The sequence below is a fragment of the Burkholderia sp. CpTa8-5 genome (assembly GCF_017815045.1).
Classification (GTDB): Bacteria; Pseudomonadota; Gammaproteobacteria; order Burkholderiales; family Burkholderiaceae; genus Burkholderia; species Burkholderia sola.
Genome location: NZ_JAGIQD010000035.1, coordinates 1 through 12,239 on the forward strand (window position 1 = coordinate 1; position 12,239 = coordinate 12,239).

General features: G+C 67.1%; 11 protein-coding genes. 5 read left to right on the forward strand and 6 right to left on the reverse strand.

The genetic code is table 11. From position 1 onward, the window contains the following. Positions 1–291 precede the first annotated feature (291 nt). The 5 genes from J8I35_RS31025 to J8I35_RS31045 all read right to left on the reverse strand — a co-directional run bounded on the left by J8I35_RS31025 (position 292) and on the right by J8I35_RS31045 (position 4,499). Positions 292–756, reverse strand: a complete 465-nt coding sequence (locus J8I35_RS31025) for a GNAT family N-acetyltransferase (protein ID WP_209928823.1) — start codon at positions 754–756, stop codon at positions 292–294. 119 nt (positions 757–875) lie between these two features. Continuing rightward, on the reverse strand, positions 876–1,274 hold the full coding sequence (locus J8I35_RS31030; RefSeq protein ID WP_124594573.1) for a nuclear transport factor 2 family protein: 399 nt from the start codon (positions 1,272–1,274) through the stop codon (positions 876–878). 54 nt (positions 1,275–1,328) lie between these two features. Continuing rightward, positions 1,329–1,928: a hypothetical protein gene (locus tag J8I35_RS31035; RefSeq protein ID WP_175978263.1), complete on the reverse strand. Its 600-nt coding sequence runs from the start codon at positions 1,926–1,928 to the stop codon at positions 1,329–1,331. A 193-nt stretch (positions 1,929–2,121) separates the two neighbouring features. Beyond that, a complete protein-coding gene (locus tag J8I35_RS31040) occupies positions 2,122–3,375 on the reverse strand; it encodes an SMI1/KNR4 family protein (protein WP_209928749.1) in 1,254 nt (417 codons plus the stop codon). A gap of 119 nt (positions 3,376–3,494) precedes the next feature. After that, on the reverse strand, positions 3,495–4,499 hold the full coding sequence (locus J8I35_RS31045) for an AraC family transcriptional regulator (protein ID WP_089490203.1): 1,005 nt from the start codon (positions 4,497–4,499) through the stop codon (positions 3,495–3,497). A gap of 144 nt (positions 4,500–4,643) precedes the next feature. On the opposite strand from J8I35_RS31045, the gene J8I35_RS31050 reads away from it, so the two are divergent. From J8I35_RS31050 to J8I35_RS31060, 3 genes are read left to right on the forward strand one after another with little or no spacing between them, the layout of a single operon-like run. Beyond that, positions 4,644–6,311: an acyl-CoA synthetase gene (locus J8I35_RS31050; protein WP_209928752.1), complete on the forward strand. Its 1,668-nt coding sequence runs from the start codon at positions 4,644–4,646 to the stop codon at positions 6,309–6,311. 13 nt (positions 6,312–6,324) lie between these two features. Further along, positions 6,325–7,092 (forward strand): 3-hydroxyacyl-CoA dehydrogenase, encoded by a 768-nt coding sequence (locus tag J8I35_RS31055; protein ID WP_050016180.1) that lies wholly within the window; start codon positions 6,325–6,327, stop codon positions 7,090–7,092. 18 nt (positions 7,093–7,110) lie between these two features. Beyond that, on the forward strand, positions 7,111–8,301 hold the full coding sequence (locus tag J8I35_RS31060) for an acetyl-CoA C-acyltransferase (RefSeq protein WP_124557668.1): 1,191 nt from the start codon (positions 7,111–7,113) through the stop codon (positions 8,299–8,301). Positions 8,302–8,442: 141 nt separating this feature from the next. Here J8I35_RS31060 and J8I35_RS31065 read toward each other — a convergent pair whose 3' ends face one another. Then, positions 8,443–9,135 carry a TetR/AcrR family transcriptional regulator gene (locus J8I35_RS31065; protein ID WP_050016176.1) on the reverse strand — a complete coding sequence of 231 codons (693 nt, stop codon included), beginning with the start codon at positions 9,133–9,135 and terminating at the stop codon, positions 8,443–8,445. A 320-nt stretch (positions 9,136–9,455) separates the two neighbouring features. Between J8I35_RS31065 and J8I35_RS31070 the strand changes: the two genes are divergently transcribed. Next, entirely contained in the window at positions 9,456–10,736 is a 1,281-nt protein-coding gene (locus J8I35_RS31070; RefSeq protein WP_209928754.1) for a Zn-dependent hydrolase, read from the forward strand. Between the two features lie 129 nt (positions 10,737–10,865). Continuing rightward, positions 10,866–12,203, forward strand: coding sequence for an NAD(P)-dependent oxidoreductase (locus J8I35_RS31075; protein WP_209928760.1), 1,338 nt, complete (start codon positions 10,866–10,868; stop codon positions 12,201–12,203). The last annotated feature ends 36 nt before the right edge of the window (positions 12,204–12,239 follow it).

Genomic DNA, 12,239 nt, shown 5'->3' on the forward strand with positions numbered 1-12,239 from the left:
GACCGTGAAACGACTCTACGCCGATGATAGTGCGGATTCCCGTGTGAAAGTAGGTAATCGTCAGGCTCCCTAAGCCAGAAACCCCCGCCCGAAAGGCGGGGGTTTTTGCATTTCGGCGGCGGAAATGTTCGGTGTGCCTCGCGACACGAGCTGGGGCGTAAACGGCGTTATCAGGCCCGCTGGCCGGACTGATCCAACTCCGCTGTTTCCGCTGCAACCTCTGTTACCGCAGTCGGTAGCTCAATCCCATCAATTGCACGCGGTGAGCGATCTTGCCGCCATCTGCTCCTATCAGACCGTAATCCGCAAGATCGGAAAGAATCTACCCGGGATGACACCCGATTCTTTTTCGCCGATTTTTTCGGCTCCCAACGCCAGATACAACGGTGCAGCATTGGGATCGGCTTCGATCACAAAGCGCTTAATTCCTCTCGCGGCGGCTTCGGTCCGAACTGATTCCCACAGAGCACGGGCGACGCCCTGGCCCATATGATCGGGATGAACGAACAGCCATCCGGGTGTCGGCAGATCCGAATCCAATGATGCTCGGATCCAGAACCCGATGATCGACTCGCCTGATTCCGCGACGTAGCCAATCGCCCCTTCGATCGTCTCCGGCGAAATCGTAAGATCTTTTTGCCACAAGTCGAGCCATTCCTTTGGGTAGCCCCAGTGCGCTTTCGACAGGCGCGCCAGTCGCGCGAGTTCGTCCGCGTCCGCGGCACGCGCAGAACGCACGGCAAATAGGTTGTGCATTTCGTCTCTCATCACTGCCGACACCACGTCGGCCGGCGTCTTCATCAGTGCATCGTCAGAACCGCGGCGTAGCACTGCCCGATTGATGGCCAGCATGCTCGCGGGGGCTTTGCCCGACACTATTGATCCCCGCACGGCCGGCGCAATGACATGACCTGCGATGCATGTCCGGCAACGACCCGCCATTTGGCGTCCGATCGACGCCAAAGTCGCGTATAGGCAAACGTACCGGCGAATGCCGCGCCATCGAAATGGCCTGCGAGCTTCGCTCGCGTCGTGGTCAGGATCATCTCGTCGATCGCGCATGCACGCATTTCGTGGACGTCGAGTGTGTCGAGACGCAGAAGCTTCGCGCGATGCGCGGTGAGGTCGTCCTCCTTCGAGATGATCTGGCCGGTCGGGACAGTGAATACCAGATCGTCGTCCAGTAGCGCGTCGAGCGCTTCGACATCGTTGGCCAGCATCGCTGCGCGGAGCGCGGTTTCGCAGGGTTCGATGACGGTACGGATTGCATCCATGTCAGACCTCGCATCATTTCGGAAGGGAAGCGGCACGGCGGCGACAAACGCAGCCTACCGCGCATTTGACAACGACTGACGTCGGACCAGCATCACCAGGCAGATGCCGATCGACGCGATGAGATTGACGACCGGATAGAACGCGACCGCGACACTCCACGTGCTCAATGCCAGCAACGCCAGTGCGTACTTGAGCACGCAAAGCGCGAAATAGGCGAGGCTCTCGCTCCACGGATCGCGGATCGTCTTGCGCACGGTCGGGCCAAGGCCGGCAAGCTCGATCAGCGTGACCAGACAGATCGACACCGTCGGATCGTCGGTCAGCATCCACAGCGGAATGGCCGACAGTGCCGCGCACAGGAACAACCAGTCGAGGCCCGTCCAGCCACGCTCGCCGCGAAACAGGCTGGCGATCAGCGTCAAAAAGCACGTGACGGCAATCGCCGCCGTGCACCACGCGGACGGCCCCGCGCCCGCGACGAACTGGCCGGCGGCCGCGATCGCCGTGACGACCGACCACACGAGCCACGTGAACAGATGCGGGCGAACGGTGCGCCGGTAGATCGCGAGCGCGTAAGGGATCGCTGCCAGCAACGACACGGCCGTTCCGATCACGCCGAAGATCGAAGCGGCGCTCCCATCGACATTCACCATCGGCGCAACCTCGTTCAGACCGGCCGACCAGTATGTGGTCTGACGGATCGGGGTGCAACGTCATACGCGCGCTGCGGTGCGGCGAGCTTCATGCAGATTCGCACCGGAACGTGGGAGAAATCCGATCCAAACAAACGGCACCCGGACGGCGATGCTGCAGGCAAACCCACGGCGCATCGGCGCCTGCTTGACGTCAGCAATCGAATGTCCGCAGGCGCTCGGCGTGTTCTTCGAGCCCGTCGAGCCCGAGATAGTGGCTGAGCTTGCCGGCGCGAACCTTGCGGATGTCGGCCTGCAGCTTGTCCAGCAGTTTCTCGCTCGCCGCGCGGTAGGCAGCTGCTGTATCGACGCCATGGGCCGACAGCGCTGCGCCGATCAGCCGTGCGCTATCGGTGCCGCCGCCCGCGACGCAACGCGCCATTGCGTCGGCATCCGGCTGCACGCCGGCGTCAAGCAGCATGCGCATCAGCGTGGCCGGTATGGCGCCGGACACGGATGCCAGCGCATCGGGCACGACCGGTGCGCCCGCTCCGAGCAACGCGGCGGCGGCGGAAAACTTCTGGCGTCGCAGCGCGTAATCCGTCGGGATCGAACTGCCGGCGAGCGCCACGCCGAGATCGGCGACGAGCGGCGCCAATCGCGCGATGAGTGCCGCATCGTCGTGATCGATCGCATGGCGCAATGCGTGACGTGCGAGCACCGGCTGCGCGCCGAGTGTGCCGTCGTCGAGCGGCGTGCGCCAGTCGATCACCGCTTGTCGATAGAACGCGATCAGCTTGTCCGCCAGCGATGCCGACAGGCCATGATCGTCGCGGCGTTCATCGACGTATTCGAGCAGCGTGACACCGGTGCCTGGTTCGCCGCCGGGCGCCAGCGGATCGACATGAAGCTGCAGCGCGCCGAATGCCGCGTACAGATCGGGGGCGATCGTCGCGACACCGTCCTCGTGCATCGCGCCGCGCCACGCGGGCGGCAACCCCTGTTTCCACGCAAGTACATGGCCATAGTCGTGGGCGCCGGGCTCCGTCACGACGTAGATGCGGTCGCAATATTCGAAGCCGCCGAACGGCAGCGCACCGATTTTGCCGTTCCACGTGCGCGCGTTCTCTTCCGCGGCTTCTTCGGCCAGTTCGAGTTCATGGTCGATCCATCCCTGCAGGTCGCGGTAACCGTCGCTGCCGTTGTAGAACAACTCGCTCCAGCTGATCGCTTCGACATTGCCGTTCATCTCCAGCGTCAGGTCGTAGTCGAGGCTGCCGCCGGCCGTGACGCGCCATAGCTCGAGCAACGGAAGCGGAATGTCGCCATGACAGCAGGCCTGCACGGCTGCGATCTGGTCGGCCGCCATCGGCGGTTGTGCGTCGAAGATCACGCGGCCGGCAAACAGCACGATACCGTGCGCGCGCAGATCGGCCAGTTCGGTGTCGGAAAAGCGGGTGGCTTGCATCGGAGCGTGAGCGGTGATGGTGGATCGGTGTTCGCCGCGGTCCGCGGACAACGGACGGCAGCCACGTGGGTGCATCGTATCAGCGGCGCGTGGCGAGACGCTCCGCGCCTGCATGCCACTCAAGACTCCGCGTTCGCCGCATGCACGTCGCGCCGAAATGCACCGGGGCTCGTGCCCGTCCATTTCCGGAACGCGCGATGAAACGCGCTCGGCTCGGTGAAGCCGAGTTCGGCCGCGATCTCCGCGACGCTGAGCGCGTGCCCGCGCAGCAGCGACTGGGCCAGCGCGCCGCGCAACTCGTCCTTGATCGCCGCGAAGCTTTGCCCTTCGCTGCGCAAACGCCGCCGCAGCGTCGCGGGCGTCGTGTCGAGGCGCGCGGCCAGCGTGTCGAAGTCGGGCCACTCGGCGGCCGGCAGCGCCTTCAGATACGCGCGCGTCTTCGCGACCCAGCCCGTGTCGTGCCGGTAGCGCACGAGGAGATTGCCAGGCGCGCCGCGCAGGAAGGTCTTCAGCGCCTGCTCCGAACGGATCGTCGGCAGCGCGAGATAGGCGGCGTTGAATGCGAGTCGGCTGTCAGGCCGGTCGAAATGCACGGGGACGCCGAAGAACTGGTGATAGTCGCTGCGCTGGCCGGGGCTCGGGCACGCGAAATCGATGCGCTGCAGCGGGATGCGCCGGCCGATCAGCCAGCACGCGACGCCGAGCAGGATCAGCCAGAACGTCCGGTACGCGAACGCCGGGTATGGCGTGCCCGATTGCGCCAGCACGATCTGCGCGTGCCCGTCGGCCACGACGAGTTCGCCGTGCGGTTCGTCGAGCACGACCCGGAGGAACTGCAGCGCGCGCCGCAGCGCCTTGTCGAGCGTGCCCGCATGCAGTACTGCGTGGCACAGCAGCGTGAAACTGCCGCGCCGCATCGGGCGCGCGGCGAGGCCGAAGAATTCGTCGTCGAGCACGCCCGCGATCGCGAGCCACAGTCGGCCGTACTGCTGCGGCGTGACGGGCTCGCGCACGACGGCCGGCAGCCCGGCGGTGCGCAGCACGGGCGCCGTCGGCAGGTCGTGCCGGCGCAGGCACGCGAGCGCATCGTCGACGAAATCCGGCGAAATCATCTGCGGCCCCATTTTCCTGCGTCCTCCCGACGTGGCAAAAACGATCACGATTCTAGATTCCGTTTGTCATTGATTGCAATGTATGGGCTGTCTACTATCGATGTATCCCCGTCGCGCCCCTGGCTCGCCGGCGGCCATAACGCACAGGAGACACGCATGCCAGAAGGAGCTACCGCCCGGGCGGTGCCGGCTTACGCCGACGCCGTGGCCCGATTCAGTATCGAGACCGCCGCCGCGCAACTGAGCGGCGACCTGGAGCGCGGCCTGAACGCGTGCATCGAATGCTGCGACCGGCACGCGAAGTCGGACGCTATCGCACTCGACTGGATCGACGCCGGCGGACAGCACCACCGCTTCACGTTCGCGCAGATGCAGGCGCTGTCGGCCCGGGTCGCGAACCTGCTCGTTGCGCAGGGCGTGAAGCCGGGCGACGTGGTGGCCGGGCTGCTGCCGCGCACGCCGGAACTCGTCGCGACGATCCTCGGCACGTGGCGCGCGGGCGCCGTGTATCAGCCGCTGTTCACCGCGTTCGGCCCGAAGGCGATCGAGCACCGATTGCGCATGAGCGATGCGCGGCTGATCGTGACCAACGTCGCGAATCGCGCGAAGCTCGACGAAATTGCCGAGTGCCCGCCAGTGGCGACGGTGCGCGAAGCAGGCGAGACGCTGTCGGCGCACGACATCGATTTCCGCGCGGCGCTCGACGCGCGGTCCGATACGTTCGAGCCCGTGCTGCGCAAGGGGTCGGACCTGTTCATGATGATGTCGACGTCGGGCACGACGGGCTTGCCGAAGGGCGTGCCGGTGCCGCTGTACGCGTTGCTCGCGTTCGGCGCGTACATGCGCGAAGCGGTCGATCTGCGCCCCACTGACCGGTTCTGGAATATCGCCGACCCGGGCTGGGCGTACGGCCTCTATTACGCGATCACCGGCCCGCTCCTCCTCGGCCATGCGACGACGCTCTACGAGGGCAGCTTCACGGTAGACAGCACGTATGACGTGATCGAACGGCTCGGCATCACGAGCCTCGCGGGTTCGCCAACCGCGTTCCGGATGCTGATGGCGGCCGGGCCGGAAGCGGCCGCGCGCATGAAGGGCCAGCTGCGCGTGGTGAGCAGCGCGGGCGAACCGCTGAATCCGGAAGTCGTGCGCTGGTTCCACGCGGCGCTCGGTGCGCCGATCCACGATCACTACGGCCAGACCGAGCTCGGAATGGTCGTAAACAACCATCACGGCCTCGCGCACGTGGTGCACGTCGGTTCAGCCGGCTTCGCGATGCCGGGCTATCGCGTCGCGGTGCTCGACGAAGCGGGCCGCGAGCTTGGCCCCGGCGAGCCCGGCAACCTCGCGATCGACATCGGGCGCTCGCCGCTGCTGTGGTTCCGCGGCTACTGGCAGCAGGACACGCCGGCGATCGCGGGCGGTTACTACCGGACCGGCGACAACGTCGAGCTGGAGCCGGACGGCGCCGTGAGCTTCATCGGCCGCGCGGACGACGTGATCACGTCGTCCGGTTACCGGATCGGCCCGTTCGACGTGGAGAGCGCGCTGATCGAGCATCCGGCCGTCAGCGAGGCCGCCGTGATCGGCGTGCCCGACCCGGAGCGCACGGAAATCGTGAAGGCGTTCGTCGTCCTGTCGAAAGGGTTCGACGGCACGCCCGAACTGGCCGAGGAATTGAGTCTGCACGTGAAGCGGCGGCTGTCCGCTCACGCTTATCCGCGCGCGATCGACTTCGTCGACGCGCTGCCGAAAACCCCGAGCGGCAAGATCCAGCGCTTCGTGTTGCGCAAGATGGAAGCCGAGAAGGCCGCTCAACCCTGAATACGGACTGCCAATGAATATCAAGGATCGCGTTTTTCTGATTACGGGCGCCGGTTCCGGCCTCGGCGCCGCGGTGGCGCGCATGGTCGTCGCGCAAGGCGGCAAGGCCGTGCTGCTGGACGTCAACGACGAGGCGGGAGCGAGTCTCGCCAACGAACTCGGCGCGGCCGCGCGCTTCGTGAAGACCGACGTGACGAGTGAAGCCGACGGTCAGGCGGCCGTCGCGGCAGCACGCGACACGTTCGGCCGCGTCGATGCGCTCGTCAATTGCGCGGGCGTCGCACCGGGCGAGAAGGTCGTCGGCCGCGACGGCCCGCATTCGCTCGACCGCTTCGCACGGGCGGTATCGATCAACCTGGTCGGCACGTTCAACATGATCCGGCTGGCCGCCGAAGCGATGTCGAAGCAGGACGCCGACGCGGAAGGCGAGCGCGGGGTGATCGTCAACACCGCGTCGGTCGCGGCGTTCGACGGGCAGATCGGACAGGCCGCGTATGCGGCGTCGAAGAGCGGCGTGGTCGGCATGACGTTGCCGATCGCACGCGAGCTCGCACGCTTCGGCATTCGCGTCGTGACGGTCGCGCCCGGCATCTTCGCGACGCCGATGATGGCCGGCATGCCGCAGGACGTGCAGGACGCGCTCGGCAAGAGCGTGCCGTTTCCGCCGCGGCTCGGCCGCCCGGAAGAATTTGCGGCGCTGGTGCGCCACATCGCCGAGAACACGATGCTGAACGGCGAAGTCATCCGTCTCGATGGCGCGTTGCGCATGGCACCGCGCTGACACTGGAGGAAGCGAATCATGACGACTCAGGATCCGATCGTAATCGTGGGCGCGGCGCGCACGCCGATGGGTGGTTTTCAGGGCGACCTGGCGGCGGCCAGCGCCAGCGACCTCGGCGCGGTGGCGATTCGCGCGGCGCTCGAGCGCGCGAACGTGCCGGCCGAACGCATCGATGAAATCGTGTTCGGCTGCGTGCTGCCGGCCGGCCAGGGCCAGGCGCCCGCGCGCCAGGCCGCGCTGAAGGCCGGGCTACCGCTCGCGGCGGGCGCGACCACGGTCAACAAGATGTGCGGTTCCGGGATGAAGGCGGCGATGTTCGCGCACGACCTGCTGCTGGCGGGTTCGGCGGGCGTGGCCGTGGCGGGCGGGATGGAGAGCATGACGAATGCGCCGTACCTGCTGCCGAAGGCGCGCGCGGGCATGCGCATGGGGCACGGGCAGGTGCTCGACCACATGTTCCTCGACGGGCTCGAGGATGCGTATGAAAAAGGCCGCCTGATGGGCACGTTCGCCGAGGATTGCGCGCAGGCTTACCAGTTCACGCGCGAAGCGCAGGATGCGTTCGCGATTGCGTCGCTGACGCGCGCGCAGCGCGCGATCGCGGAAGGGCATTTCGTGTCGGAGATCGCGCCGGTGGCCGTGAAGGCCGGCAAGACGGAAAGCGTCGTGTCGATCGACGAGCAGCCGGGCAAGGCGAAACTCGACAAGATCCCGACACTGAAGCCCGCGTTCCGCGACGGCGGCACGGTGACGGCCGCGAACGCATCGTCGATCTCGGACGGCGCGGCCGCGCTCGTGATGATGCGCCGCTCGGAAGCCGAGCGCCTCGGCCTCACGCCGAAGGCCGTGATCGTCGGGCATTCGACTCATGCGGACAAGCCCGGCCTGTTCGCGACCGCGCCGATCGGCGCGCTGCGCAAGCTGTCGGAGAAAACCGGCTGGAGCCTGCGCGACGTCGATCTGTTCGAGATCAACGAAGCGTTCGCGGTGGTGCCGATGGCCGCGATGCGCGACCTCGACCTGCCGCACGAGAAGGTGAACGTGCACGGCGGCGCGTGCGCGCTCGGGCATCCGATCGGCGCATCGGGCGCGCGCGTGATGGTGACGCTGCTGGCCGCGCTCGAAACGTACGGCCTGACGCGCGGCATCGCCTCGCTGTGCATCGGCGGCGGCGAAGCGACGGCGGTTGCGATCGAGCGGGTCGCGTAATACATCGCGTAATACATCGCGTAACGCATCGCATCGCATCGCTCGCACGCTCGCACGCGGCATCACGGGCGGCGCGTATCGCACGGGACATCCCGTGTGGTGCGCGCCGCCCGTTTTTATTCGGCGGATCGTCGTGTCGCGCTACGGCTTCGCGTTCGGCGACACCGCGCCGCACGCACGAATCACGAGCTGCACGACCTGCTCGGTCTTTTCGTCGAACGCCTTCTTCGTGAACGCGCGCTTGCCGCTCAGCGCGCGAATCTGCGCATCGAAATCCGCATAGTGCTGCGTGGTCGCCCAGATCAGGTACATCAGTGCATGCGGGTCGATCGGCGCGAGCAGCCCGCGTGCGATCCAGCCTTCGATCACCTTCACGCGGGTGTCGAACCACGGCTTCACGCGTTGCGACAGGATGTCCTGCATGTGCTCCGCGCCGTGGATGATCTCGTTGGCCCACACCTTCGAGCCGAGCGGGCGTCGCTGCGACAGCGCCATCTTCGCGCGCACGTAGCCGCCGATCGCCTCGACCGGATCGTCGCCGGCCTCGAACGAGCCGGCCGCGCGATGCCAGTCCTCGAACAGGTCGTCGAGCACGCGGCGGTACAGCGCGAGCTTGGTCGGGAAGTAGTAGTGCACATTCGCCTTCGGCAGACCCGCGCGTTCCGCGATCATCGCGGTGCTGGCGCCGGCGAGCCCGCGTTCCGCGAATACGGCCTCCGCGCACGCGAGCAGATGCGCTTCGTTGGACTCGCGGATGTGCGCCTTGCGTCGCCGCAAAGGCGCCGGCGTTTCGTCCCGGTCGGTGGCTTCGATCGTCGCCTCGTCATGTCTCATCGTTACCCTCGCGCGGCGGCCATGCCGCGTTGGGCTTCATTCTAGCCGCTGATTCGCGTCGCGCGCACGCAGATGGATGCCGCCACGCCGCGGCGATGCTGCGTTGCGATGGCACGTTTCTCGCTCCGGTGCGTCGCGCAAGAAAGACGTTGCGCTGGTCATTTTGATCGTCTAAAACCTGTCCAATCGGACAGGATTTAACGCGTTTCGCGAACCGACAGGGCATGCACGGCATCCGGGCGGCGTGCCCCGAAACAGGTCTCACATGCACCGGCACAGACCGGGCCGACGACATCACCGACCCCACAGGAGCGATACGAATGAACGCGGTATCGGAAACAGTGAAGCAGGCAGCTTTCGACACGTCGATCAAGGTCGACGGCAGGCGGTTGTGGGACAGCCTGATGGAAGTCGCGAAAATCGGTGCGACCCCGAAGGGCGGTGTGTGCCGTCTCGCGCTGACCGATCTCGACAAGGCCGGCCGTGACCTGATCGTCGGCTGGGCGAAGGCCGCTGGCTGCACGGTGACGGTCGATACGATGGGCAACGTGTTCATGCGCCGCGCGGGCCGCGTGGCCGACGCGGCGCCGGTCGTCACGGGTTCGCACGCGGATTCGCAGCCCACCGGCGGGCGTTTCGACGGCATCTACGGCGTGCTCGGCGGCCTCGAGGTGATTCGCAGTCTGAACGATCACCGCATCGAGACCGAGCATCCGGTCGAGGTCGTGATCTGGACCAACGAGGAGGGTTCGCGCTTCGCGCCGGCGATGGTCGCGTCGGGCGTGTTCGCGGGCGTGTTCACGCTCGACTACGGGCTATCGCGCAAGGACGTCGACGGCAAGACGATCGGCGAGGAGCTCGCGCGCATCGGCTACGCGGGCGACGTGCCGTGCGGCGGGCGCAAGCTGCACGCGGCGTTCGAGCTGCATATCGAGCAGGGGCCGATTCTCGAAGCGGAGTGCAAGACGATCGGCGTCGTGACCGACGCGCAGGGACAGCGCTGGTACGAGATCACGTTCACTGGCCAGGAAGCGCACGCGGGACCGACGCCGATGCCGCGCCGCCGCGACGCGCTGCTCGGCGCGTCGCGGGTAGTCGATCTCGTCAACCGGATCGGCCTCGATCATGCGCCGTTCGGCTGCGCGACGGTCGGCATGATGCAGGTCCACCCGAACTCGCGCAACGTGATTCCCGGCCGCGTGTTCTTCACCGTCGATTTCCGTCATCCGGACGATGCCGTGCTCGCGAAGATGGACGCGGCGCTGCGCGACGGCGTCGCGCGCATCGCGGGCGACATCGGGCTCGACACGGAACTCGAGCAGATTTTCTACTACAAGCCGGTCGCGTTCGACCCCGCCTGCGTGGCGGCCGTGCGTGATGCGGCCGACCGCTTCGGCTACTCGCATCGCGACATCGTGTCGGGGGCGGGCCACGACGCGTGCTATCTGGCGCAGGTCGCGCCGACGTCGATGGTGTTCGTGCCATGTATCGACGGCATCAGCCACAACGAGATCGAGGACGCGACGCCCGCATGGATCGAGGCCGGCGCGAATGTGCTGCTGCACGCGATGCTGTCGCGTGCGTGCGAGCCGGCTTCATGACGGATCGGATATAGCGCGGCCAGTAGACCGCGCACAGTTCGACCATAGCATTCCTAAGCATGACCGCCCCGACTGTGCATTCGCAGCCGGCGGGGACGGCTTTGTCTCCACCCAGTCGAAGGAACGCGTATGACCACCCAGCCAACCGGCGATATCGCCGCGCATCGCCTGTCGTCCACGCAACTCTCGTGCGAATTCGCCGATATCGCGCCGCTGCTCGATCCGACCGCCGCGGCGGCTGCCGCCAGCCGCTGCCACTACTGCTACGACGCGCCGTGCGTGCACGCGTGCCCGACGCAGATCGACATCCCGAGCTTCATCCGCAAGATCGGCAACGGTAACCTGAAAGGCGCGGCGACCGACATCCTGTCCGCGAATCCGCTCGGCGGGATGTGCGCCCGCGTGTGCCCGACCGAGATCCTGTGCGAAGGCGCTTGCGTGCGCAACCATCAGGATGCACAGCCGGTCGCGATCGGCGCGTTGCAGCGGCACGCGACCGACTGGGCGATGGAGACCGGCGCAGTTCAGTTCCGGCGCGCGCCCGAGACGGGCCGCCACGTGGCGGTGGTCGGCGCTGGGCCGGCCGGGCTCGCCTGTGCGCACCGGCTCGCGCTCGCCGGGCACCGCGTCACACTGTTCGACGCGCGGCCGAAGGCCGGCGGCCTCAACGAATACGGGATCGCCGCGTACAAGACCGTCGACGATTTCGCGCAACGCGAAGTCGAATGGCTGCTGTCGGTGGGCGGCATCACGCTGGAAACGGGTATGGCGCTCGGACGCGACGTCACGCTCGACGCATTGCGCGAACAGCATGACGCGGTATTTCTCGCGATGGGCCTCGGCGGTGTGCGCACGCTCGCGATCGACGGCGAGCAACTGGGCGGTGTGATGAACGCGGTCGATTTCATCGAGCAGGTGCGGCAGGCGGACGGGTTGGAGAACGTGCCGGTCGGGCGGCGCGTGGTCGTGATCGGCGGCGGCAACACGGCGATCGATGCGGCGGTGCAGAGCCGCAAGCTCGGCGCCGAGCGCGTGACGATGGTGTACCGGCGCGGCGTGGATGCGATGAGCGCGACGTGGGCCGAGCGCGAGTTCGCGCAGAAGAGCGGCGTCACGCTCGTCACGCACGCGAAGCCGGTGCGTATCGCAGGTACGGACGGGCAGGTCACGGGCGTCGAATTCGAGGCCGCGTCGGGGGAGCGTTTCAGCGTCGACGCGGACATGGTGCTGAAGGCGATCGGCCAGACGCTCGTGCCGGACGGCATCGCGGCGGAATTGCTGACCGCGGACGGTTCGCGTATCGCGGTCGATGCGGACGGGCGCACGGCGCTGCCGGACGTATGGGCCGGCGGCGACTGCGCGGCGACGGGCGGCATCGACCTCACGGTGCAGGCCGTGCAGGACGGCAAGCGCGCGGCCGCGTCGATCGACGCGACGCTCGCGGCGCGCGACGCGAAGGCGGCCTGAACGCGCGACGCACCGCACGCACACCGAACACGACCC